Genomic DNA, 25,283 nt, shown 5'->3' with positions numbered 1-25,283 from the left:
GCAAACTAGACCAAGGGCCGGCAATCCGAAACTGGAAACTGGCCATTCCGGCACATCGTCGCTACCTGTAGGGAAATTCGTTCCGCTTGCCCGAAAGGCCCCGTGATCATGACTGATATCGCTGACATCCGCTTTGTGCCCAATAACCATGATGGTCTGGAAAAGACCGCAGGTCTGATCGCCGTTTTCGTGGGACCAGATGGTCAACTGTCGACCGCTGCGCAGAAACTGGACGCCACAACCCACAAGGCCGTGTCGCGCGCGTCCAAGGATGCGGCCTTTGACAAGGCGGAACCGGGTCACGTCGTGCGGCTGAACTATGCCGCCGGGACCGCCGCCGATGCGGTGCTGGTGGTCAAGGCCCCCGCCGATTCTGATGCCGTGACCGCGCGCAAGATCGGCGCCGCCCTGGCCAAGGCGCAGGGCAGCGATGCGCTGACGGTTCTGGCGGGCGACATTGGCAACGCCGAAAACATTGCACTTGGGCTGGCGCTGCGCGGCTACCGGTTCACCGATCACAAGACCGACAAAGGCAAGCCGCAGGGCCCGATCACGATCCAGTCCGACGATCCCGAGGCGCTGGCTTCGGCGGCACGGGTCGGCATGGCCATCGCCGAAGGGATCTTTTTCACACGCGATCTGACCAATGCGCCGGGCAATGTGCTGACGACCGATGATTTCGCGGCCCGTCTGGCAGGCATGCAGGAACTGGGGCTGGAGGTCGAAATCCTCGAAGAGGCCGACCTGGAAAAACTGGGAATGCGGGCGCTGCTGGCCGTGGGGCAAGGGTCTGCCGCACCGTCCAAGGTGGTGGTGATGCAGTGGAACGGCGGCGGCGACGAGGCCCCCTTTGCGCTGGTAGGCAAGGGCGTGACGTTCGACACGGGCGGGATTTCGATCAAGCCAGGCGCCAGCATGGAAGACATGACCATGGACATGGGCGGCGCGGGCGTCGTGTCCGGTGTGATGCGCACGCTGGCCTTGCGCAAGGCAAAGGCGAATGTCGTGGGTCTGGTCGGGCTGGTGGAAAACATGCCCGACGGCAAGGCCTACAAACCGGGCGATGTCATCACCTCGATGAAGGGCGACACGATTGAGGTCATCAACACCGATGCCGAGGGACGCATGGTGCTGGCCGATGTGCTTTGGTACGCGCAGGACCGTTTTGCGCCCACGGGCATGATCAACCTTGCGACCCTGACAGGGGCGATGCTGGTCGCGCTCGGCAACGAAAACGCGGGCGTGTTCAGCAATTCCGATGATCTGGCAGGTGCGTTCCTGGACGCCTGCGCGTCCGAGGGCGAAGGCGCATGGCGGATGCCGATGGGCAAAGCCTATGACAAGCTGATCGACAGCCCTATCGCGGACATGAAAAACACCGGTGGTCGCTATGCGGGGTCCATCACCGCGGCGCAATTCCTGGGCCGGTTCGTCAAGGACGATACGCCTTGGTGCCATCTGGATATCGCAGGCACGGCATCGGTCAAATCCGAAACGGCCCTGTCACCCAAGGGTGCAACAGGCTGGGGTGTCATGGCGCTGAACCGTCTGATCGCGGATCGCTACGAGTCCTGATGGGGGCCGTCTATTTCTATCACCTGACGGACAGTCCGCTGGAACAGGCGCTGCCGATGCTGTTGGACCGGGCGCGCGGGCAGGGATGGCGCGTGCTGGTGCGCGGGACTGATCCCGACCGCCTCGCACGGCTGGACGAGGTCTTGTGGCAGGGGCCTGCGGATGGCTTTCGTCCGCATGGGCTGGCGGGTGGTCCGCATGATGCGGACCAACCGATCCTGCTGGGGGTGGATAACCCGGCAGGCGGGTTCGCTTGCGTGATGAGCATCGACGGCGCGCCGCTGAACGCAACTGAGGTCGGGTTGTCGGACCGGGCCTGCGTGCTGTTCGACGGCCACGACGGTGACGCACTGGCGATTGCGCGCGAACAGTGGAAAACCCTGACGGCCGCAGGCTGTACCGCGCAATACTGGGCGCAGGACGGCGGGGCCTGGTCCAAGAAAGCGGAACACCCAAAGCCCTGATTTTGAGGGATGTTCCGCGCGCTGATCACTTTTGTTCACGTTTGTTCTCATAAAGTTCTTTACATGGCGCATGTGTTATGGAACAAAGAGGCAACACAGCGAGATGAAAGGAGCCAGACGATGAGCCAGCAAATCAAATTAGTGATTGTCCGCAACAGCGACACGATCCTGTCGGATGCCTTGGGTGTTCTGGCCCTGACCGTCATGCTGTGTGTTGGATTGTCCTTGCCCGGATTTGTCTGACACCTGCCTCGTATCCAACGGCGCGCGTCATTGCCTGTCCCACACAGCAATCACGACTTGCCTGTCCACAGCGTCCGGGATTTGCCTGATCCCATCGACGCCGCGCGCCACACAGGATGCATCACTGCCCGCCGCCGCTGCCACAGCGTGCGGCGGTTTTTTTTGGGCAAGATCGCAAGGCGTGTGAATTGGCGCGTTGTCGCTGCGACGGATCACGGCCGGGCAGGGTCCGGGTCCGCGGTTCCGATGCAAATGCCCTTGAAATCGCAACCGGCTGGTCTGTTGCCCCATGGCGAAACAACCGTGATGCGCCAAGCGCACAGGAACCGGCGACTTGCACCCGGATAGCCAACCAAAGGCTGAAGGCGCGCTTGTCTTGACGATCTACGTGGTTTTTCACGGCCCGGCGTTCGGCCGTGCGGTGGTGTCAGGCGCTCACCTGCACTGCGTCCAGGGCCGCAAGCGTTGCATCAAAGCTGAGCAAGATCGAGGCGTGGCGGTTCTTATAATCCTTGGCGGGTTCAAGAACGGCCAATCCGTCAAAGGGTGCGGTCGGCACGGGACCGTTGTCCTTGAGCATGGCCGCCATTTCATCGCGTCCACGCTGAACGGTGGCACGGTCCAGACCGATGATCGCCGCACCGACCACGGCAGCGGCCGCCTGACCCAGCGCGCAGGCCTTTACGTCCTGTGCGAATTGCGAAATCACGCCGTCCTGCACCACTACGTCCACTGTCACCGTCGAGCCGCACAATGGCGAGCGCTGACGGGCCGTGCCGTCCGGCGCATTCAACCGGCCGACATGGGGCACCTGCGCGGCCAGCGCCAGAATGCGCGTCGAATAGAGTTTCATCATGTCGGCTTCTGCGGTCATGGTTTGCCCTTTCATCGCTTGGCCCTTAATTAGGGCCCTGCATCCCCATTGGAAAGATACGGCCATGACATTCGACCCCGCAAGCCTGCGTTACAATGACGCCGGGCTGATTCCCGCGATCGCCCAGGACAACACATCCGGCGAGGTGCTGATGATGGCCTGGATGAACCGTGATGCGGTGGAACGGACATTGCGCACGCGTGAGGTCACCTATTGGTCGCGGTCGCGGTCCGAGCTTTGGATCAAGGGCAAGACATCGGGCAATGTGCAGGAGCTGGTGGAATTCCGGCTGGATTGCGACCGGGATTGCCTGTTGGTAGCCGTGCGCCAGACGGGGCCGGCCTGTCACACGGGGCGAAGGTCGTGTTTTTACACGACGGTCGAGAATGGGGCGGAAGTTGTCGAGGACGGTGCGTAACCGTCCGATGGTAGTCTGATTGCTGCTGCGGGACGCCTCGCCGGCGGGGCGGATATTTTTGACCAGAAGAAACCTGGACAGGCGTCAAATGCCGACCATGTGCCTGATATCGCGGGGGGTCGCCCCCTGCGCACGGTAGAGTGACAGGGCGCGGGCGTCGTCGCGTTTCGCCAGACGCTTGCCCTGATCATCGCGGATCAGTCGATGGTGGTGGTACTGAGGTGTGGGCAGGCCGAGCAGGTGTTGCAGCAGAATGTGGATTGGCGTTGCATCTGCGAGGTCCTGACCGCGCACCACATCCGTGACGCCCTGAGCCGCGTCATCAACGACGACCGAGAGGTGATAGGATGTGCCCATATCGCGCCGGGCAAGGACGACGTCCCCGATGGCCTCTACCGTTTCTTTGGACAAATAATTGTTTTCAACGGTTTGACAGGCGCGCTGCATGTCGAGCCGGAGTGCTGTATCTGTCGGGCGCGGCCCCGTGCGGGACATTTGACGGCAGGTGCCGGGATAGACCACCCCGTCTGGTCCCATCGGCGCACCCTCTTGCGGCGCGCTGGCGGCAGCAAGGATATCACGACGGTTGCAGGTGCAAGGATAGAGCAGACCACGATCCCACAGATGGTCGAGTGCGTCTGCGTAGGTGTCCAGCCGGTCGGATTGGCGCATCACGGGGGTCGGCCAGGTCAGGCCCAGCCACCGCAGGTCGTCGTAGATCTGTGCCTCCCACGCTTGACGGGCGCGGGACTGGTCGATGTCCTCGATCCGCAGCAGAAACGTGCCGCCCACCGCCTGTGCCATGTCCCATGCGGTCAGCGCCGAGAAGGCGTGACCAAGGTGCAGCGGCCCGGTGGGCGACGGGGCAAAGCGCGTGATCACGCAGGTACGGGGACCGTTCGTGCCAGCCAGTCGGTCCAATCGGCCTTGGCCCGGTCGGTATAGGCCTTGTAGCGGTCCTTGCGGTTGCGGCGTCCGCCTTTGATCCCCGTGCCTTCGAGCGGGGGAAAGAGGCCGAAATTCACGTTCATCGGCTGGAAGGTCTTGGCGTCGGCACCGCCCGTGATGTGGGTGACCAGTGCGCCCATCGCGGTGGTGGCAGGCACGTCGGGCAGGGTCAGCCCGTGCGCCTGTGCCACCGCCATACGCGCGGCCAGCAAACCCATCGCGGCGGATTCAACATAGCCCTCGACGCCCGTGATCTGCCCGGCAAAGCGGATATTGGGCCGCGATTTCAAACGCATCTGGCTGTCCAGCAACGTGGGCGCGTTGATGAAGGTGTTCCGGTGAATCCCGCCAAGACGCGCGAATTCGGCATCCTCCAGACCGGGAATTGTTTTGAAAACAGCCTTTTGTGCGCCGTATTTCATCTTGGTCTGAAAACCTACGATATTGTAAAGCGTGCCAAGCGCATTGTCCCGGCGCAACTGCACCACCGCGTAGGGTTTGGTCGCGGGGTCATGGGCATTGGTCAGACCTACCGGTTTCATCGGGCCAAACCGCAGGGTTTCGCGGCCGCGTTCGGCCATCACCTCGATGGGCAGGCAGCCGTCAAAATATTTCGCGGTTTCGCCCTCTTTGAATTCGGTTTTGTCAGAGGCGAGGAGGGCGTCGATGAATGCCTCGTACTGGTCGCGGGTCATCGGGCAGTTCAGATAGGCGGTGCGCTCGTCCTCGGTTTCGCCCTTGTCATACCGCGACTGCATCCACGCCACGTCCATGTTCACGGTATCTGCATAGACGATGGGGGCGATCGCGTCGAAAAAGGCCAGCTGATCGGCACCGGTTTCCACGCGGATCGCCTCGGCCAGGGTACCGGAGGTCAGCGGGCCAGTCGCGATGATCCAGTCGCCGCTGTCGGGCAGCGCGGTGATTTCTTCGTAGCTGACGCTGATGTTGGGATGCGCAGTCAGGGCGGCGGTGACGCTTTCGGCAAAGGGGTCGCGGTCCACGGCCAAGGCACCACCGGCGGGCAGGCGGTGTTTCGCGGCGGTCTGCATGATAAGGCCGTTTGCTGCACGCATTTCCCAATGCAGCAGGCCCACGGCGTTCTGTTCGTGGTCATCGGACCGGAACGAGTTGGAACAGACCATTTCGCCCAGATGGCCGGTCCGGTGGGCAAAGGTTTCGACCTTGGGCCGCATTTCATGAATGACGACCTTGAGGCCCGCATTCGCGGCCTGCCAGGCGGCCTCTGATCCGGCCATGCCGCCGCCGACGATGTTCAGTGTATGTGTCATGCCCGCGATGTAGGACATCGCGGGCAATTGTGCAAAGGGTCAGAAGCCCGGCAGGATGTCGAAAATGCTGCGCGTGTCAAAGGTCGTGCCGCGTTCCGCGCCAAAAGCCACATCCACGCCGATCGACACGAAGCCCGCGCTTTCGTCGATGGTGCCGTCATCGTAGCGGGCGTTACCGATCTTGGCGTAGAACGTGGGGCCGCCGTTCAGGTCATAGGCTGCGCCAATCCCGAACTGGCTGATGGAACCACCATCAAGGTCGGCATAGTCCAGATCGCCGATGACCGAGATCGCATCACGGATGGCGTATTCGCCGGCGAAACCGATGACGGTCACATCGTCGTCGTTGGACCGGGCGAGATAGGTGGTCAGGTCGCCACCGTAGATGTCGGTGCCGCCTTCGATCCCGACCAGCGTGATGCTCTCGTCGTCGAGGTCGTCATGCGAGACAAAGATGCCGGCAGAGCTGAAGTCGTCGAAATGATAGGTGCCGTGCAGAGTGACGTTGGTGGCGTCGGTGTCGAAATTGTCAGGGCGGTATCCCGCCGCGTTCAGCGACAGAGCGTAGGACCGGTTGATCCCGTATTCGATGCCGCCCGAATAGGTGGTGCCACCAAAATCGCTGCCGTCAATCGGCGCATTGTATTCGATGCCAAGCTGTCCGCCGGTGATGCCCTGTGCGGAAGCTGTCGTTGATGCGACCGCACAGAGTGCGGCAGCGATTGCTGCGGATGATTTCATTCTACTCGCCTCTAGATTATTCATTGCCGCTTGGTGCGACATTGGGGGCGAGTATCGACGCAAGGGGCGCGTCGGACAAGTTTGATTGCGGCGCATCTGGTCACAACGCCGCAATCTGTTGCTTCAGGGTTTCAGGATTTAGAAACCAAGGATGGTGTGGGCCAGACCGCGACGGTCGAATGTGGCACCGCGTTCCGCACCAAAGGTGTAAGAGGCGGTGACGTTCGCATAGGTCTGGTTGTCGTCGCCCAAGGCCACGATGTCGACGCTTTGACGGCCAAGTTCAGCCGAAACGCCAAAGCCATTGCCCAGCGATGCGCCAAGGCCCAGGCCGAAACGGTCCACGCTTGCCACATCCGAGAACCGCAGGTTGTCATAGCGACCGGACACGGCAAAGGTTTCGGTGATGTCGAACGAGACGGAGGCACCGTATTGGTTCAGGTCGATGTCGCCCAGGTCGATGCCGTCGAACTGGCCTGCATCCACTGCGGTCAGACCGAAATAGCCCTCGACGTCGCCACGGGGCAGGTCATAGCCCGCCTCGACACCATAATATGCGATATCGTCGGATCCATCACTGTCGATGCCGTAGTAGGCACCAAAAGAGGCCAGTTCATTGGCGTGATAGATCGCGTGACCGGCCAGCGACAGGATGTCACCGTCAAGGCCAAACACCTCGCCGTCGGTATAGCTTAGGTCGCCCTGGAACGCGAGTTCACTGCTTGCCGCGAATTCGGCGCTGCCGCCAAGTGTCAGGCCGGACGAATCCAGATCACTGTCGGTGGCGGTGGTATAGCCAATCGACAGATCGCTGCCGGTCAGCGATTGCGCCATGACGCCGGTGGCTGCGAATAGCGGCACGATCAACGCGCCGCAGAAAATCTTGTTCATGCTCTTCCTCATCTTATGCGCGACTCGAATGATGCCGCGTAACCCTTGGGTAGTCCCGTTTCAAAGGTGAGAAAAGGGTCCCAAGGGTTTGAATTTATTAAGATAAGTCAAGTTAAAGTGAAGATCAGGACTCACCTGCTTCGGGCTGTTCGTCGGCCTCGCCCTGATCGGCAATCCATGCAACAGACACGACATATTCGCCCTTGGCCGTGTCAAACACCTTGACTCCGCCAGCGCCCCGCGAACGGAAGCTGATCCCATCGACAGGCACCCGGATCGACTGGCCGGTCGAGGTGACCAGCATGATCTGGTCCGACAGATCGACAGGGAAGGACGTCACCAGCGGACCGCCGCGCATCGCCTTGTCCATCGCCGTGACGCCCAGACCGCCACGTCCACGCACGGGGTAGTCGTGGCTGGACGACAATTTGCCGGATCCTTGCGCCGTGATGGTCAGGATCAGGTTTTCGGCTGCGGACATTTCGGCGTAACGCTCTTGGCTGATGGCACCTGGTGCGACGTCGTCCTCGTCCTCGGACGTTTCCGCATCATCAGACAGACCAGCCATCGCACGGCGCATTTTCAGATAGGCCGCGCGTTCGGCCGGGTCCGCCTCGAAATGGCGGATGATCGACATCGACACGACCTCGTCATCGCCGGTCAGGCGGATGCCGCGCACGCCGGTCGAGGCGCGCGAATTGAAGATTCGCACATCCGTGGCGGGGAAACGGATGGCCCTGCCAGAGTTTGTGACCAGCATCACATCGTCGTCGTTGGACGCGATGCGGGCGTTGATCATGCGGATATCCTCGCCGTCCTCGAATTTCATGGCGATCTTGCCGGCGCGGTTCACATTCGTGAAATCCGACAGACGGTTGCGGCGCACGGTGCCCTTGGACGTGGCGAACACCACCTGCAGATCGTCCCATTCGGATTCGTCGCGGTCCACAGGCATGATCGCGGCGATGGAGACGCCCGGATCAATCGGCAGGATGTTGACGATCGCCTTGCCCTTGGCCGTGCGGCTGCCCAGCGGGAGCTGCCAGCACTTGAGCTTGTAGACCATGCCGGAGGTCGTAAAGAACAACAGTTGCGTATGCGTATTGGCGACAAAGAGGGTCGTGACAACGTCCTCTTCCTTGGTCTGCATGGACGACAGACCCTTGCCGCCGCGCCGCTGCGCGCGGAAATCGGCCAGGGCCGTCCGTTTGATGTAACCGCCAGAGGTAACGGTCACGACCATGTCCTCGCGTTCAATCAGGTCCTCGTCGTCCATGTCGCCAGCCCAGTCGACGATCTCGGTGCGACGGTCGACGGCGTGGTTGTCGCGGACCTCTTTCAGCTCGTCCCGGATGATCTGCATGATCCGGTCGCGTGACCCCAAGATATCGAGGTAGTCGCGGATCTTGGCCGCCAGTTCCTTGAGCTCGTCCGTGACCTCTTTGACGCCGATCTGCGTCAGGCGTTGCAGACGCAACTCAAGGATCGCGCGGGCCTGCGCCTCTGACAGATTGTAGGTGCCGTCGTCATTGGCGGTATGGGTCGGATCGTCGATCAGCGCGATGTATTCGAGGATGTCTTGCGCGGGCCATTTGCGGGTCATCAGTTTTTCGCGGGCCTCGCCAGCGTCGGCAGAGGACCGGATCGTGGCGACGATTTCGTCGATATTCGTTACGGCCACGGCCAGACCACACAGGATATGCGACCGTTCACGGGCCTTGCGCAGCAAAAACGCCGTGCGGCGGGCGACAACATCCTCGCGGAAATCGACAAAGGCCGTCAGGAACCGGCGCAGAGTCAGTGTTTCAGGTTTGCCGCCGTTCAGGGCCAGCATGTTGCAGGCAAAATTGGTCTGCATCGGGGTGAATCGGAACAACTGGTTCAGCACGACCTCTGCCGTAGCGTCGCGTTTGAGTTCGACCACGACCCGCACACCGTTGCGGTCGGATTCGTCCTGCACATGGGCGATGCCTTCGATCTTCTTGTCGCGGGCAGCCTCGGCGATGCGGTCGATCATAACCGATTTGTTCACCTGATAGGGCACGTCGTCGATGACGATGGCCCAGCGGTCCTTGCGAATTTCCTCGGTATGGGTGCGCGAGCGCATGATGACGGAACCGCGCCCTTCCAGATAGGCCTTGCGCGCGCCGGACCGGCCCAGAATGATCCCGCCGGTGGGGAAATCGGGGGCCGGGATATAGTCGATCAGCTCCTCGGAGGTGAGGTCCGGATTGTCGATCAGCGCCAGCGTGGCATCAATGACCTCGCCTAGGTTGTGGGGTGGGATGTTGGTCGCCATGCCCACGGCGATACCGCCTGCGCCGTTGACCAGCATGTTGGGATATTTTGCTGGCAGAACAGAGGGTTCGCGGTCCTTGCCGTCGTAGTTGAGCTGGAAATCGACCGTATCCTTGTCGATGTCGTCCAGCAGATAGTTCGCGACCTTTTGCATCCGCACTTCGGTATAGCGGTAGGCGGCGGCGCGGTCCCCGTCCATGGAGCCAAAGTTGCCCTGACCGTCAAGCAGCACCAGCGACATGGAAAAATCCTGCGCCATGCGCACCAGCGCGTCATAGATCGCGCTGTCGCCGTGGGGGTGGTATTTGCCCATGGTTTCGGCCACGGGGCGGGACGATTTGCGGTAGGGTTTGTCGTAGGTGTTGTTGGTGTCGTGCATCGCATAGAGGATGCGGCGGTGCACCGGTTTCAGGCCATCGCGCAGATCGGGGATCGCCCGGCTGACGATGACGGACATGGCGTAATCCAGATAGGCTGTTTTCAGCTCTTCCTCGATGCTGACCGAGGGGCCGTCATAGACGTAGCGCGCCGGCTGGTCGTCGTCGGAATCGGGGATGTCCGGAGTGTCGGTCATATCGCCTGCTCACCTTGTTGGTCTGCGCCATAGATTGGTCGCGTTAACCTACACGATACAGGATATAGTGTGCAACGGTCGGGGGCCGCTTTGGTCCGCATTTCATGCGGAACGGGGGCGCTGCCCCCGCGCCCCCGGGATATTTCCGACCAGAAGAAGGGTCAGGCCGCGCGCGCGAGCATCCCGAACAGGTCGCGCGGGTCATCGGGATCGGCGATGAAATCGAGATTCTCGACGTAGTCGGTGCCGCTTGCGCGGTCATAGACATAGCGCAGGGCGCTGAAATCCTCGATCGCGAAACCAACGCCATCGAACAGTGTGATCTGATCGGGGCGGCTGCGTCCCGGTGCCTGTCCGGTGAGGACCTGCCACAGTTCGGTGTAGGGATGGTCCAGCGGCATTTGCTGCAATTCACCCTCGATCCGGGTCTGGTCTGGAAATTCGACAAACATATCCGCACGGGCGACGATGTCGCGGTGCAGTTCCGTCTTGCCCGGGCAATCGCCGCCGATGGCGTTGATGTGCACGCCTGCGCCCACCATGTTGTCGGTCAGCACCTGCTGGTTGCGTTTGTCTGCCGTGGCGGTGGTGATGACATCAGCCCCAAGCACGGCATCCTGAGCCGATGTGCAGGCCGTCAGGTTGAGACCGGTGTCGCGCAGGTTCGCCATGACCTTGGCGGTGGCAGCGGGATCGACGTCGAACAGGCGCACGTCCGTGATGCCGCAGACCGCCTGAAGGGCGATGATCTGGAATTCGGACTGCGCGCCGTTGCCGATCATCGCCATGGTGCGAGCGTCGGGCCGGGCCAGCGCGCGGGTTGCCATGGCCGAGGTGGCCGCCGTGCGCAGGGCGGTCAGCAGCGTCATTTCCGACAGTAGCAGCGGATAGCCCGAGGCCATATCGGCCAGCAGACCGAACGCGGTGACGGTTTGCAGCCCTTCGGCCATGTTTTTCGGATGGCCGTTGACGTATTTGAATCCATAGAGCGTGTCGTCGGCGGTGGGCATCAGTTCGATCACGCCGCCGGGCGAATGGGCAGGTACGCGGGGCGTCTTGTCAAAGGCAGGCCAGCGTTTGAAATCATCAGTCACGGCCTGCGTCAGTTCGGCCAGAAACACTGGCAAGCCAACATGATGAACGAGGCGCATCATGTTGGCCACGCTGACGAAAGGCACCATGGCCAGTTTTGATGGAGGTGTCATCCGTGGCTCCTTGTGGGGCGATCAAAGACGCGGCGGCCCAGCAGCGACGCGGTCAGGTCGACCATGAGCGACGCTGTCTTGCCCCGGTCATCCAGAAAGGGGTTGAGTTCGACCAGATCCAGTGACGTCACGCTGCCGCTGTCGCACAGCATCTCCATCACCAGATGGCCTTCGCGGACGGTGGCACCGCCCGGCACGGTGGTGCCGACGGCAGGTGCGACAGAGGGATCGAGGAAATCCACATCAAGGCTGACGTGCAGCATGCCGTCCACAGCCGCCACACGGTCGAGAAAGGCCGCAAGCGGTGCGCGGATGCCTTCTTCGTCGATGCGGCGCATGTCGACCACGTCCACATCCATATCCAGCAGCGCGGCATGTTCGGGGCCGTCCACGCTGCGCAACCCGATCATGCAGATATGTGCGGGATCGACTTTTGCCGTGACGGGGGGAAACCCGTCGAAACCGTCACGTCCGATGACATAGCCGACCGGTGTCCCGTGCAGATTGCCGCTGTCGGTCGTGTTGGGCGTGTGAATATCGCTGTGCGCATCGAGCCACAGCGCAAAGAACGGCCGTCCTGCCGTCTGCGCATGGGCGGCCATCCCGGCTACGGTGCCCAGCGCCAGTGCATGGTCGCCGCCCAGAAAGATCGGCAGCCCATGCGGAGCCGCGTCCCGCGCGGCCTGCGCAAGCGTCTGGGTCCAGCCGATGTTTTCCGCCAGTTTGTAGACGGCGGGGTTGGGGTGGTCCGGCACCGTGACGCTGTCGGGTGTCAGGTTTCCACGATCCTCGACAGTGTGGCCAAGGGCGGTGATCGCCTCGGCCAGACCTGCGGTGCGGTAGGCGTCCGGGCCCATCAGGCAGCCCCGGCGGCGTTTACCGCAGTCCACTGGTGCGCCGATCAAAATGCAATGTGTCTGTTTCATGCGGCCAAGTCTTGCGGATCGCGCCCCTTGTCACCAGCACACAGTTTGCGCAAATTGTGTTCGGAATATACAAAGTGGACTGCCGTAATGGACGAATTGGATAATCGCCTCATCCGGGCCCTGAAACGCGATGGCCGTGCACCGGTGCAGACGCTGGCCGCGGATCTGGGAGTGACCCGGGCGACCGTACGGGCGCGGCTGAACCGGCTGGAGGCGGGTGGTGAAATCGTGGGCTACAGCGTGCTGACCCGCGCCGATGTGGCACCGCATCCGGTGCGGGGTCTGATGATGCTCGAGGTGCAGGGCCGGGGTTCTGACAAGATCAGTCGCGCCTTGCGGGCCATGCCTGCTGTCGCGCGCGTACATGCGACCAACGGCACCTGGGACCTGATCGCGGAAATCGGCACGGCGTCACTGGAGGCATTCGACACGGTGTTGACGGCGATCCGGCAGATCGACGGGATCACCCGGTCGGAAACATCGCTGCTGTTGTCGACGCGGGCCTAGGCCCGGCGAGCGGCCATGATCCAAAGGATGCACAACAGCGCCGAGAACAGGGCGTTCCAGCTGGCCATCGAGAGGGAGAACAATTCCCAGCTGACCTGATCGCACATGATCAGGCGCGGCCCGTCGGTCGACAACAAATCGCCTGTCAGGGAGCTGCCGCCACTGCCCGAACAGCTGCTTGGACCTTCCCACCAGTCGCGTTCGACGCCGGTGTGAAAAACGCCGATGCCTGAGGTGATCGCGGTGGCCAGCGCACCCAGCCACGCCCAGACGCGCAACGGCAGAGTAAAGGCGAGGACGCCGATGGCAATGGCGGCCATATGCGGCCAGCGCTGCCACAGGCACATCTGGCAGGGCAGGTATCCCAGGAACTGGAACAGATAGGCACCGGCAAGCAGCAGGGCCGAGCCGCTGGCGGCGGTCAGAATGAGAATTTGACGCGTCATACGACCCCCAGCAGGACAAAGCCGCCGATCAGCAGCACACAGAACAAAACGAACACCAGACCAAGCCGCCGTTCGATGAAATCGCGGATCGGTTCGCCGAATTTCCACAACAGCAGTGCCACGAGGAAAAACCGGAACGCCCGCGCGATGATCGACGAGAGGATGAAGACGGGCAGCGACAGGCCGGTGACGCCGGATGCGATCGTGATGACCTTGAACGGGAACGGCGTGATGCCGGCCACCAGCACGGCCCATGCCCCCCATTCGTTGTATTTCAGCGCAAAGGCGGCGAAATCCTCGGACTTGTGATAGAATTCTAGCACGGGCTGACCCACTGTTTCGAACAGGGCGGCACCGATGTAATAGCCCAGCAGGGCACCCAGAACCGATCCGATCGTGGCGATCCCGGCGATCACAAAGGCCCGGCGTGGGGCGGCGATGATCATGGGGATCATCAGCACATCGGGCGGAATGGGGAAAAAGCTGCTTTCGACAAAAGCCACGATGAACAGCGCCCATAGCGCGTAGGGCGAGCGCGACAGCGCCATGGTCCAGTCGTAAAGCGAACGAAGCATCATCATGCCTTTCAGGTTATGCGCCCACATGCACGCAGCGACGACAGTGCGTCAAGGTGCAGGACCGTTGCGGGGCGACACTTTGACGCTATGGTGGCGGTGTCAAAACCGGGGGAGAGCCGCGATGCAGTGGAGAGGTCGGCGCAGCAGCCGCAATATCGAGCGTCGCGGACGCAGTGGCGGCGGGCGTGCCGTGGGTGGTATCGGTGGGATCGGCGCGATCCTCGTTCTGCTGATCGGCTGGTATTTCGGGGTCGATGTCTCGCCTTTGTTGAATGGTGGCGGGCAGGGCGGGTCCCAGCAAATCGACACCAGCGCCATCGATGCGGACGATCCCGAAATGGAACAATTCGTCGCCGCCGTGCTGGGTCTGACAGAGGATGTCTGGGCGCAGACCTTTGACCAGCAGGTGGGCCAGCCCTACCAGCCGCCCGTTCTGGTGCTGTTCGACGGGATCACCCAATCGGCCTGCGGGACGGCGGATGCGGCCACCGGACCATTCTACTGCCCGGCCGAGGACCGGATTTTTCTGGACACGGCGTTTTTCCGTACGCTGGCGCAGCGGTTGGGCGCAGGCGGTGATTTTGCGCAGGCCTATGTGATCGCCCACGAGGTCGCCCATCACGTCCAGAACGAACTGGGTATCCTGGGGCAGGTGAACCGGTTGCGCGCGCAGGTCAGCCAGGCCGATTCCAACGCGCTGTCGGTGCGCACGGAATTGCAGGCAGATTGCTATGCCGGGATCTGGGCGCGCGGGGCACAGGCGGCATTCGGCGTTCTGGAACGCGGCGACCTGCAAGAGGCGATGAATGCCGCCGCTGCCATTGGTGACGATACCCTGCAGGGCAATGCAGGCGGTGTCGTGCGGCCCGACAGTTTCACCCACGGCACCAGCGCGCAGCGCCAGCGCTGGCTGGCGCGCGGGTTCGACAGCGGCCTGTTGACCGATTGCGATACATTTTCCGCACCGCAGCTGTAACCTGCGATTGACGCGGTCGCCGGGCGGGGGTAACAGCCTGCGCACCGGCCGGTGTGGCGGAATGGTAGACGCAGGGGATTCAAAATCCCCCGCCCGCAAGGGCTTGTCGGTTCGAGTCCGACCACCGGTACCAAGCGCATTGGCGCTGCCCCGAATTCCCCTGACTGACTGCTGTCGCGCCACATTATGCCCTGATTCCGCCGTAACGCGTGAACAGTGGTGCGGGCATGGCCTGTTTGTTTCCTGATCGAGATTTGGTTTTGGTTGATCTGGAAAATATTTTGGCCGAAATGTGGCGACGGTATGACTGTTTCGCATTCTGCAACTGACTGGCGAGTCATTTTCCGAAACTTGCCCTAAAAGGCGCAAAATGGGCGTGAAACAGGTCGTTTGGCCCGACATCACACCAGCCACCCGAATTGGCGTTTCTATTTTGGAAACAATGGGGTTGGACGTTGTCGCTGGACAAGCCGTGAATGCCTGCAAAGTCGCACAACTCTTACGTGTAAAGCGTGCATATACTCTTTTTTTACTTTCTCACGCACGCTGCTGTGGGTATTCATATTGTGTCCTTGGGGGGGCAACCGGTTGTTTGGGGACGACCGGCCCACGTTGATCGTGGGGAATGTGGTGTCTGCTGGCAGGGTCCAATCCCTGATCTTGCAGTTTTATTTAGTCGGCTGACGCCGATTTCGCGTTTTCGCCCTGGTGGGCGGGAGCCTGTGTCTGCGCACAGTTTGGCTTTGGAGAGCTATCATGACTGCTATTTCGAACGTAAATCTGATTTATCTCGGCAATTACGCTGACGTCGATGTCAGCGAGTTCACCACATCCCTTTTGCTGTTCAAAACCGTCAATTACGACGCAGAGCATGCAGCCAACCTGGAAGGTATTACGCGTACGTCCAGCCAGCTCTCGCTGGTCCAGGCGACGCTGCGGGACGCAGAGCATGACGGCGTGATCTCTGACAACGAGAACAGCCACGACACGGTCGCCTACACGATCAACGGCACATCCTATCACAACAAGACCGACAGCACGCTGACCGGTACGCTGCGCGTGACGCTGTCGGATGGTTCCGTGCGCGACATCGACGCCCTGCTGGTCCAGCAGGACAACGGTGACCTGTTCGTCAGCGACCTGCTGAACGGCGGCACCCTCGACAATCTCTCCATCGCGCAGATCGAAATCACCGACATCAAGACGACCGATTCCAGTGGCTGGTTCTCTAACCAGTCCGTCGACAACACCACTTTCGCCCCCGTCGTCGTCACGCCGCCGGCCCCCGATGGCGATGGCACCGTGCTGGGCACGGACGGCGACGATGTGATCAATGGTGCCTACAATGGCGACCCCGAAGGTGACCGGATCGACGCTGGCGACGCGATTGCCGCTGGCGCTGGTCCTGACGATGATATCGTGGTTGCAGGTCTGGGCGACGACACTGTGCTGGCCGGTCTGGGCGAGGACACCGTGTTTGGCGACACAGCCGGCGGCGGCGAAACCGCAGCTGATGGCGACGACCTGCTGTTTGGTGGTGCCGGCGACGATACCGTGTTCGGCCAGGGCGGCGACGACACGATTTTCGGCGATGCAGGCGGTGACGTGATTGCTGTCGGCGCGCGTGAATCGTTCGAATGGAACAAGGCCCCCGGCATTGCCACGAATGGCCATCTCCAGCATTTCACGCAGGATACCGGCACGGTCAACGTCAGCTTTACCTTCAGCGAAAACTACCCGCACGAGATCGACACCACGCTGGCTGGCAATGTCCAGAACATCAACGGGATCGATGCCGATGGCGAGGCGATCGACGGCACCAGCTCCTTGTCGTCGGAACTGCCTGCATCGCACAAGAATGCGCAATACAACCTGGCGTTCGATACGCCGGTGACCAACGTGTCGTTCAACATCAACGATGTGGACGGTGACGGCGTGGTACGGGTGCAGGCGTTCGACGCCAACGGCCAGCAGATAACCGTCAATCTGGACGGCGGATCGCATGTCACGCTGAAAAACACCGACAGTGTGGCCGGTGCGGATACCATCGACAGCAACGGCGGCTACCAAGAAGACACCTCTGACGCCTATTCGACGACCGTGACCATTCCCGGTCCCGTGTCCCGCATCGAGGTGTTCCATTCGCAGGATGGCTACAACAATTCCGGTATCAACATCACCGATGTGTATTTTGACGGCGCGTCCACCATCGTGGACGAAGGCGTGGCAGGCGACGACGTCCTGTTCGGCGGGTCCGGCAATGACGTGATCGAAGGCAACGGCGGCGACGACAGCATCTTTGGCGGTTCGGGCAACGACACGATCGACGGTGACACCTCTGGTCAGGCTGGCGGCACGCCGGGCCCCGTGGTGCGTGAATCCTTCAACTGGGACCTGGTGACCGATGCAGAGGTCGATTCGACCGTGACGCAGAACACCGGTGCCATCGACGTGACCTACACGCGCACCATCGACACAGGCGCGCACTTCTCGGAACTCAGCCATGATGCGCTGAACACCCAAGGCATCCTGTCGGGTGGCGAGGTCGTGGACAACGACACGTCGCTGGCGTCGGAAACCAGCGGTTTCGGCAACACGGGCCAGTTCCAGTGGGCGTTCTCGGCACCAGTCGAAAACGTGTCGTTCAACGTCAATGACATCGACGGCGACGGCGTGGTCAAGATCGAGGCCTTTGACGCGAACGGTGTCGCGATCCCTGTGACCCTGACCGGCGGAAGCCATCTGACACTGAAGGACACGGACTCCGTGGCCGGTGCGGACACGGCCGACAGCAACGGTGGGTATCAGGCCGACACGTCCCCCAATTATAACCTGAATGTGCTGGTGCAGGGCCCGGTGTCGAAAATCGTGTTGACCCACACGCAGGACGGGCACGACAATTCCGGCATCAATGTCACCGACATCTACTTCAACGCGGCACCCGATCTGGCGGGCGGCGACAATGCCGATGCCGGCAATGATTTCATCGACGGTGGGGCAGGTGACGACATCATCGCCGGCAACGGCGGCGATGACAGCATTCTGGGCGGTTCCGGCGACGACGTGATCCGTGGCGACAATGGCGTTGTCACGGACCCGGTCGATCCGACCCCGCCGCAGACCGACGACACCGTGCAGATCGCACCTGTTGCGGGTGCCAAGTTCACACTGGCTGTCTGGGACCTGTCGACGGTCGATCAGACCACGGCGGCTGGAAAGCATCCGACATTCCCCGACGGCACGTCGGGTAACAGCAATGTTGTGGGCAATACGTTTACCATCCCCGTCGGCACGCAGCCGGTTTCGGTTGGTGTCAACGACAATGACCTGCTGTTCGGCGATGGCGACACGTCGCAGGTACTGGCGCAGAGCGTCACCATCGACGGCGAGTTCGGCAAGGCCGGGACACGCTTTACCCCCGAATACGCGTATTCGGTACGTGACAGCGCAGGCAATGTGATCGACGTCTATGCGGTCGAGCTGAATGGCAACGAGACCGTGGGTTTCGTGACCGACAAGCCGCTGACCCAGGACGAGACCTATGAGGTCATCGGCCGCATCAGCACCCATCCGCACATCCCGTTCAACGAAATCGCGACCAGTTACAACGTGCCGGCAGGCACCGGGACGCCCATCGGTGGCGGCAATGGTGGCACGCCCATCGTGGCTGTTGACGGCGACGACGTGATCGACGGCGGTGCTGGCAACGACATCATCGAAGGCAACGGCGGTCAGGACTTTATCGACGGCGGCGAAGGCAACGACGTGATCACTGCCGGTGTCGGTGACGAGGTTGATCCGTCAACCGCGCCCGCATCGGGTATGCGGCCCGCAGACGATTACCAGAACGCCTATGCTGGCGGTGCTGGCGACGACCTGATCGTGGGCGGCGTCGGTGACGACATCATCACGGGTGATGACGACAGCCGCGTGTCCGAAAAGACGGGCCAAGGCTTTGACGCGGGTGCAGACGGGTCCGACACGATCTTTGGTGGCGAAGGCAACGACGAAATCCACGTCGGCACCTGGGCCGATGGCGAGCAGGATCTGGCGAATGAATCGCTGGGCAATGCCGCAGACACCGCATTCGGTGGCGCTGGTGACGACATTCTGGTCGGCGACAACGGCGACGACGTGCTGGTCGGTGACGAAGGTGACGACCGCATCATCGCGGGCGGCGGTCAGGATTTCGTCAGCGGCAGCGCTGGCAATGACACGATCACCGCAGGTGCGGGTGATCCCGACGGAACCGGTGGTCAGGCCGCATCCGGCGCGCGTCCGGCAGATGAATACGACAACGCCTTTGCGGGCGGGTCGGGCGACGACACCATCACGGGTGGTGCCGGCGACGATATCATCACCGGTGACGACGACAGCCGCGTGTCCGACAAGACAGGCGAAGCCTTCGATCCGAACGCTGACGGGTCCGATGTCATCTATGGCGGTGCGGGCGATGACGAAATTCACGTGGGCTCCTGGGCTGACGGTGAACAGGGTCTGGCAAATGAATCGCTCGGTTTTGCCGACGACACGGCCTATGGCGGTGACGGCAACGATATCCTTGTGGGTGATCTGGGCAACGATACGCTGTACGGCGATGCGGGCGACGATCTGATCATCGGTACAGGTGGCAACGACAAGATCTTTGGCGGCGACGATGCCGATACGATCCGCGCCACGGCAGGCGATGTTGTCGACGGCGGCACGGGCACGACGACCGGGACCGATTTCGACGTGCTGGAAATCCCGGCGGGTCAGCCGTTCATCAACGCAGGTCCGGGCGGCGTAGGTCTGCCCGTGCTGGATGCGGATGGCGACAGCTTCTCGGGTCGGATCATCTTTACCGATGGAAACGGCAACCCGACCGGCGGCGTCATCGACTACACCGAGATCGAGGAAATCCGCGGTGGTGAGCCTGAAAATGGTGCGCCGGTTGCGGTCGAGGACCTGCTGACCGCAGGCGAGGACGACCCAAGCGGCATCATCGGCAATGTGCTGGGTAACGATACCGATCCCGACAATGACACGCTGACGGTATCCGCCGTCAACGGCGTGCCGGGTGATGTCGGCCAGCCGGTCGATCTGCCGGACGGTGGCACCGTGACCATCGCGCCTGACGGCACGGTCACATTCGACCCCGCTGGCGATTTCGAAGAGCTGGGCGAGGGCGAAACTGCCACGACCACCTTTACCTATACCGTGACCGACCCTGACGGGGCTGAGGACACGGCGACGGTGACGATCACGGTGACGGGAACCAATGACGCCCCCGTGGCGGTCATGGATGAATTCCCGGTGTCCGAGGATCAGGATCCGACGACAGTGATCGGCAACGTTCTGGACAACGACAGCGACCCCGAAGGCGATCCGCTGACGGTCGGTTCCGTGAACGGCGATCCGGCAAATGTCGGCCAGCCTGTCGCAGGCGACAACGGTGGTCTGGTGACCATTAATCCCGATGGGACGGTCACCTTTGATCCGAACGGTGAATTCGATGATCTGGCGGAGGGCGAAGAAGCCACCACGACGGTCACCTACACACCCCAGGACGACTCTGGCCTGCCGGGCGATCCCGTGACGGTCACCCTGACCGTGATCGGCACCAATGACGGTCCCGTGGCCGTCGCGGATGATCTGGGTGCGGGTGAGGATGACGCGAATGCCGTCATCGGCAACGTGCTGGGCAACGATACCGACCCCGAGAATGATCCTCTGACGGTGTCTGCGGTGAATGGTGATTCCAACAGCGTGGGCGTGCCTGTGGCCGCCGACAACGGCGGCACGGTCACCATCGCGCCGAACGGCACGATCGCATTCGACCCCAACGACGATTTCGAGCAGCTGGGCGAGGGCGAAACCGCGACCACGACGGTCACCTATACCGTGACCGACCCCGATGGGGTCGAGGACACGGCAACGGTGACGATCACCGTGACCGGGACCAACGACGCGCCAATTGCGGTCGCGGATACCGGTGTGTCGTCGGCGGATATGGTTCAGCCGCTGGACAACGTGTTGGGCAACGATACCGATCCGGACCTCAACGATGTCCTGACGGTGGGTGCGGTCGATGGCGATCCGGCGAAGGTGGGTCAGCCCGTGGCTGGCGACAACGGCGGTCTGGTCACGATCAACCCCGACGGGTCTGCTTCCTTTGATCCGAACGGTGAATTCGACAACCTGGCCGAAGGCGAAGAAGTCACGACAACGGTCACCTACACGGTCATCGACGGCAACGGCGGCGAGGACTCCACGACGGTGACCATCACCGTGACGGGCACCAATGGCGCACCGGTGGCGACGAATGATCCGCTGACCGCGGGCGAGGACGACCCAAGCGGCATCATCGGCAATGTGCTGGACAACGACGTTGATCCGAACGGCGATCCGCTGACGGTTGCGGCCGTGAACGGAGTGCCGGGCGACGTGGGCCAGCCTGTTGACCTGCCCGATGGCGGCACGGTCACCATCGCGCCGGACGGCACGGTCACCTTTGACCCGGCCGGTGATTTCGATGACCTGGGCGAGGGCGAAGAGCGCACCACGACCGTGACCTACACCGTGACCGACCCCGCCGGGGCCGAGGACACGGCGACGGTGACGATCACGGTGACGGGAACCAATGACGCCCCCGTGGCGGTCATGGATGAATTCCCGGTGTCCGAGGATCAGGATCCGACGACAGTGATCGGCAACGTTCTGGACAACGACAGCGACCCCGAAGGCGATCCGCTGACGGTCGGTTCCGTGAACGGCGATCCGGCAAATGTCGGCCAGCCTGTCGCAGGCGACAACGGTGGTCTGGTGACCATTAATCCCGATGGGACGGTCACCTTTGATCCGAACGGTGAATTCGATGATCTGGCGGAGGGCGAAGAAGCCACCACGACGGTCACCTACACACCCCAGGACGACTCTGGCCTGCCGGGCGATCCCGTGACGGTCACCCTGACCGTGATCGGCACCAATGACGGTCCCGTGGCCAGTGACGATATCTTTGTGGTTGCGGCAGACGAAACCGCCGGCGATGTCGACGGGAATGTCATTACCGGTGACAACGGCGCAGGCGTCGATACCGACCCCGAGGGCGACACGCTGACCGTGGTCGGTGTCAATGCAGCCCTGGGTGGCGTCGGCACGCCTGTGGCCGGTGACAACGGTGGTCTGTTCACCATTGCCGCCGACGGTACGGTCGATTTCGATCCGAACGGTGATTTCGACAATGTCGGCCTGAACGACGTGGTCGAGACATCGGTCACCTATACCATCAGCGACGGGAATGGCGGTACCGATACGGCGACCGTGACCTTCCGCGTGGGTGGTGACAACGACGGTACCATTCAGGGCACCGCCGGTGACGACATCATCAACCCCGACATTCCCTATGTGGATGCGGATGGCGATATCGTCGACGGCAACGATGCCAAACTGCCCGGCGATACCGGCAACGACGACCTGATCCTCGGGTTCGAAGGTGACGACAGCATCGACGCCGGTGACGGCAACGACGAAGTCTTTGGCGGAGCCGACGATGACACAATCGACGGTGGTGTCGGCGACGACACGCTGAGCGGTGACGCTGGCAACGACAGCATCTTTGGCAACGACGGGGATGATAGCATCCTCGGCGGTGAGGGAGACGACTCGATCCGCGGTGGCGACGGCGTCGATACCATCGAGGGCGGTGCCGGCAATGACACCATCAACGGCGGTGACGACAACGACACCATCGACGGTGGCGCTGGCAACGACGTGCTGGACGGCAACCTGGGCGACGACGTCGTCGCTGGTGGTGACGGCAACGACACCATCCAAGGCGGTGCCGGCAATGATACGCTGGCCGGTGACGCAGGCGACGACAGCATCACGGGCGGGGTCGGCAGCGACTCTGTCACGGGTGGTGACGGCAACGACGTCATCAACACGGGCAACCACGCCAACCCGGCGACCGACTACGACTATCCGGGTGCCACGGTGCCGGGTCTGCCGATCGGCGACAACGATCCGTTCCCGAACGATGACCGCGACGTGGTCGACGGTGGTGCAGGTGATGACATCATCACAACCGGCGACGACGACGATATCGTGTTCGGTGGCACGGGCAACGACACGATCGACGCGGGTATCGACGATGACTTTGTCAGCGGCGGTGCAGGCAACGATACGATCATCGGCGGGCAGGGCGTTGACACCCTGCAGGGCGATGACGGTGACGACGTGATCTTTGGCGGTCTGGAAACGGATACCTTTGATCTGCCCGATGCCATTGATCCGGCACCCGACGACAACCGCGACACCATCTTTGGCGGCGCTGGCAACGACACGATCTATGGTCGTGACGATGCGGACAGCATCTCTGGCGGGACCGGTGATGACCTGATCTTTGGCGGTATCGACGACGATACGATCGCCGGGAACCAAGGCAACGACACGCTGTATGGCGATCAGGGCAATGATACCCTGACCGGCAGCCTGGACGACGACCTTGTCTATGGCGGCACTGGCGATGACTTTATCCAGGGCGGTAGCGGTTTCGACACGCTGTACGGCGATGAAGGAAACGATAGGATCCAGGGTGGCAACGACGACGACCAGATCTTTGGTGGCGTCGGTGACGACAGCATCCAGGGCGGTGGCGGCAACGACACCATCGACGGTGGCGAAGGGAACGATCTGATCGGTGCCTTTGACGGCGACGACAGTATCCTGGGCGGTGAGGGTGACGATGTTATCCGCAGTCAGGGCGGCGACGATTCGATCTTTGGCGGTGACGGCAATGATCAGATCTTTGCAGGGGCCGGAAACGACACGGTTGCGGGCAACATGGGCGACGACACCATCTTTGGTGGCGACGGCGATGACAGTCTGACCGGCAGCTTTGGAAACGACTCTGTCTATGGCGGGGCCGGCAACGACTTTATCCAAGGCGGTGCGGATACCGATCTGCTTGACGGTGGCGACGGCGACGATCGTATCCAGGGTGACAACGGTGACGACCTGATCTTTGGTGGGGCTGGCAACGACAGCATCCAGGGTGGCGGCGGCAACGACGTCATCGATGGCGGCACCGGGGACGATATCATCGGCGGGTTTACCGGCGACGACAGCATCCTGGGTGGTGACGGCAACGATGTCATCCGCTCCGGCGGCGGGTCCGACACGGTCGACGGTGGTGCTGGCAACGACCAGATCTTTACCGACGAGGGTAACAGCAACCTGCCGGACAAGGATTATCCGGGCGACGGTCTGGCCGCTGATCCCGATCCGTTCGACAACCGCGACACAGTGTTCGGTGGTGACGGCGACGATACGATCCGGACGGGCGACGATGCGGATACCATCTTTGGTGGTGACGGGTCGGACAACATCGATGCGGGTGTCGACGATGACGTCATCAGCAGCGGTGACGGTGCTGACGTGGTTCGCGGCGGGTTCGGCAACGATACCTTTACCGACGTATCCTCTGGCGATGTCATCTTTGGTGGCGAAGACCCGGACGACGGTGATATCGACCGGTTCAACTTTGACCAGGCGACCCTGGACAAGATCGACCGGATCGAAACCAACGGCGGTGCAGGTGATGCGGAAGAGCTGCGCGAAAGCGGTACCATCTTCTTCAAGGATGGCACGACCGCGACCTTTGAGGAGATCGAGGCACCCTGCTTTACGCCGGGCACCCTGATCGCCACGCCAAAGGGCGAGCGTCTGGTCGAGGACCTGCGCGTGGGTGACAAGATCATCACCCGCGACAACGGCATCCAGGAAATCGCCTGGTACGGTCAGAAGGAGTTCACCGGCAAGGAGCTGGCGGCGAAACCGCACATGAAGCCGATCCTGGTCAAGGCCGGATCACTGGGCCACGGTCTGCCAGAGCGCGACATGATGCTGTCTCCGAACCACCGCCTGCTGGTGTCCAGCGAGAAGACGCAGCTCTACTTTGAAGAGCGTGAGGTTCTTGCGGCGGCCAAGCACATGGTGGGTGCGCAGGGGATCCATACGGTGGATGTCATGCGGACGACCTACATCCACTTCATGTTCGAACAGCACGAAGTCGTGCTGTCGAACGGGGCATGGACCGAAAGCTTCCACCCGGGTGACTATTCACTGAATGGTCTGGGCAACAGCCAGCGGAACGAGATCTTTGAACTCTTCCCCGAGCTGAAGACCGAAGCCGGTCTGCAAGGTTACCAGTCCGCCCGCAAGGCACTGAAAAAGCACGAAGCCAAGCTCTTGATGAAGTAAGCGACATGCAGCCAATTCCCGTGCCAGTGAGGCACGGGAATGCGAAACAGGGGCCCGCGCGGGCCCCTGTTTTCGTTTTATCGAC

17 protein-coding genes and 1 tRNA gene are annotated in these 25,283 nt (G+C 62.0%); 8 read left to right on the top strand and 10 right to left on the bottom strand.

Annotated features, from left to right (window positions below; translation table 11 throughout):
• Positions 1-108: 108 nt before the first annotated feature.
• The 3 genes from LGQ03_RS02420 (at position 109) to LGQ03_RS16625 (ending at position 2,282) form a co-directional block, all read left to right on the top strand.
• Positions 109-1,575: a leucyl aminopeptidase gene (locus LGQ03_RS02420; RefSeq protein WP_226747092.1), complete on the top strand. Its 1,467-nt coding sequence runs from the start codon at positions 109-111 to the stop codon at positions 1,573-1,575.
• Positions 1,575-2,039 (top strand): DNA polymerase III subunit chi, encoded by a 465-nt coding sequence (locus LGQ03_RS02415; RefSeq protein ID WP_226747091.1) that lies wholly within the window; start codon positions 1,575-1,577, stop codon positions 2,037-2,039. The genes LGQ03_RS02420 and LGQ03_RS02415 overlap by 1 nt, the downstream gene beginning before the upstream one ends.
• Before the next feature lie 120 nt (positions 2,040-2,159).
• Positions 2,160-2,282 (top strand): hypothetical protein, encoded by a 123-nt coding sequence (locus LGQ03_RS16625; RefSeq protein WP_264194468.1) that lies wholly within the window; start codon positions 2,160-2,162, stop codon positions 2,280-2,282.
• Positions 2,283-2,709: 427 nt separating this feature from the next.
• Here the strand turns inward: LGQ03_RS16625 and LGQ03_RS02410 are convergent, their stop codons facing one another.
• A complete protein-coding gene (locus LGQ03_RS02410) occupies positions 2,710-3,156 on the bottom strand; it encodes an iron-sulfur cluster assembly scaffold protein (protein ID WP_226747090.1) in 447 nt (148 codons plus the stop codon).
• Positions 3,157-3,220: 64 nt separating this feature from the next.
• Between LGQ03_RS02410 and hisI the strand changes: the two genes are divergently transcribed.
• Positions 3,221-3,574, top strand: coding sequence for a phosphoribosyl-AMP cyclohydrolase (gene hisI / locus LGQ03_RS02405; RefSeq protein WP_226747089.1), 354 nt, complete (start codon positions 3,221-3,223; stop codon positions 3,572-3,574).
• A gap of 84 nt (positions 3,575-3,658) precedes the next feature.
• Here hisI and gluQRS read toward each other — a convergent pair whose 3' ends face one another.
• The 7 genes from gluQRS to rocF form a co-directional block, all read right to left on the bottom strand.
• A complete protein-coding gene (gene gluQRS, locus LGQ03_RS02400; protein WP_226747088.1) occupies positions 3,659-4,456 on the bottom strand; it encodes a tRNA glutamyl-Q(34) synthetase GluQRS in 798 nt (265 codons plus the stop codon).
• Positions 4,453-5,814: a methylenetetrahydrofolate--tRNA-(uracil(54)-C(5))-methyltransferase (FADH(2)-oxidizing) TrmFO gene (gene trmFO / locus LGQ03_RS02395; RefSeq protein ID WP_226747087.1), complete on the bottom strand. Its 1,362-nt coding sequence runs from the start codon at positions 5,812-5,814 to the stop codon at positions 4,453-4,455. Before trmFO ends, gluQRS begins: the two co-directional genes overlap by 4 nt.
• 39 nt (positions 5,815-5,853) lie before the next feature.
• Positions 5,854-6,555 (bottom strand): porin, encoded by a 702-nt coding sequence (locus tag LGQ03_RS02390; RefSeq protein ID WP_226747086.1) that lies wholly within the window; start codon positions 6,553-6,555, stop codon positions 5,854-5,856.
• A gap of 138 nt (positions 6,556-6,693) precedes the next feature.
• On the bottom strand, positions 6,694-7,446 hold the full coding sequence (locus tag LGQ03_RS02385) for a hypothetical protein (protein WP_226747085.1): 753 nt from the start codon (positions 7,444-7,446) through the stop codon (positions 6,694-6,696).
• A gap of 124 nt (positions 7,447-7,570) precedes the next feature.
• On the bottom strand, positions 7,571-10,318 hold the full coding sequence (gene gyrA / locus LGQ03_RS02380) for a DNA gyrase subunit A (protein WP_090159492.1): 2,748 nt from the start codon (positions 10,316-10,318) through the stop codon (positions 7,571-7,573).
• A 161-nt stretch (positions 10,319-10,479) separates the two neighbouring features.
• The gene (locus tag LGQ03_RS02375) at positions 10,480-11,523 is read right to left on the bottom strand and encodes an ornithine cyclodeaminase (protein ID WP_226747084.1); all 1,044 of its coding nucleotides are present in this window, start codon (positions 11,521-11,523) and stop codon (positions 10,480-10,482) included.
• Positions 11,520-12,449, bottom strand: coding sequence for an arginase (gene rocF, locus LGQ03_RS02370; protein ID WP_226747083.1), 930 nt, complete (start codon positions 12,447-12,449; stop codon positions 11,520-11,522). The genes LGQ03_RS02375 and rocF overlap by 4 nt, the downstream gene beginning before the upstream one ends.
• Before the next feature lie 87 nt (positions 12,450-12,536).
• Between rocF and LGQ03_RS02365 the strand changes: the two genes are divergently transcribed.
• Entirely contained in the window at positions 12,537-12,956 is a 420-nt protein-coding gene (locus LGQ03_RS02365) for an Lrp/AsnC family transcriptional regulator (RefSeq protein WP_226747082.1), read from the top strand.
• On the opposite strand, the gene LGQ03_RS02360 is transcribed toward LGQ03_RS02365, so the two are convergent.
• Together LGQ03_RS02360 and LGQ03_RS02355 are read right to left on the bottom strand one after the other, a co-directional pair.
• Complete coding sequence (locus tag LGQ03_RS02360; RefSeq protein ID WP_226747081.1) at positions 12,953-13,402, bottom strand: disulfide bond formation protein B; 450 nt, start codon at positions 13,400-13,402, stop codon at positions 12,953-12,955. The two genes, LGQ03_RS02365 and LGQ03_RS02360, sit on opposite strands and share 4 nt — an antisense overlap.
• Complete coding sequence (locus tag LGQ03_RS02355) at positions 13,399-13,977, bottom strand: YqaA family protein (protein ID WP_226747080.1); 579 nt, start codon at positions 13,975-13,977, stop codon at positions 13,399-13,401. Before LGQ03_RS02355 ends, LGQ03_RS02360 begins: the two co-directional genes overlap by 4 nt.
• A 124-nt stretch (positions 13,978-14,101) precedes the next feature.
• Between LGQ03_RS02355 and ypfJ the strand changes: the two genes are divergently transcribed.
• The 3 genes from ypfJ (at position 14,102) to LGQ03_RS02340 (ending at position 25,198) form a co-directional block, all read left to right on the top strand.
• Positions 14,102-14,956 carry a KPN_02809 family neutral zinc metallopeptidase gene (gene ypfJ / locus LGQ03_RS02350; protein WP_226747079.1) on the top strand — a complete coding sequence of 285 codons (855 nt, stop codon included), beginning with the start codon at positions 14,102-14,104 and terminating at the stop codon, positions 14,954-14,956.
• A gap of 47 nt (positions 14,957-15,003) precedes the next feature.
• Positions 15,004-15,089: transfer RNA gene (locus LGQ03_RS02345), tRNA-Leu, on the top strand.
• A 623-nt stretch (positions 15,090-15,712) separates the two neighbouring features.
• Positions 15,713-25,198: an Ig-like domain-containing protein gene (locus LGQ03_RS02340; RefSeq protein WP_226747078.1), complete on the top strand. Its 9,486-nt coding sequence runs from the start codon at positions 15,713-15,715 to the stop codon at positions 25,196-25,198.
• The last annotated feature ends 85 nt before the right edge of the window (positions 25,199-25,283 follow it).

It is taken from the genome of Loktanella gaetbuli (assembly GCF_020531945.1).
Taxonomy (GTDB): domain Bacteria; phylum Pseudomonadota; class Alphaproteobacteria; order Rhodobacterales; family Rhodobacteraceae; genus Loktanella; species Loktanella gaetbuli.
The sequence above is the reverse complement of the archived record's forward strand: the minus strand, read 5'-3'. Positions and strand labels throughout refer to the sequence as shown.